A 222-nucleotide genomic window follows, 5' to 3' on the forward strand; every position below is an offset into this window, starting at 1 on the left:
TGATGGCCGCCACGCCCTATGAGATTCTCACCTTCGTCGGCCGCGGCAAGAGCCTGCGCGACTATCAACGCCTGAAGGCGGCGCTTGACCGGCTGCAGTCGACCACCGTCTCGACGACCATCCGTCAGCCCGCCGAGGGCAGGCGTCACCGGTTCTCATGGATCAACGAGTGGCAGGAGCGCATCGATCGCCATGGCAAACCCGCGGGAATCGAGTTGATCG

1 protein-coding gene is annotated in these 222 nt (G+C 64.4%); it reads left to right on the top strand.

Annotated elements, in window-relative coordinates; genetic code table 11:
- A partial coding sequence (locus tag NR193_RS33440) for a replication initiator protein A (protein ID WP_256754906.1) occupies positions 1–222 on the top strand: 222 nt, incomplete at both ends.

It is taken from the genome of Mesorhizobium sp. Mes31, from assembly GCF_024519675.1.
Classification (GTDB): Bacteria; Pseudomonadota; Alphaproteobacteria; order Rhizobiales; family Rhizobiaceae; genus Mesorhizobium.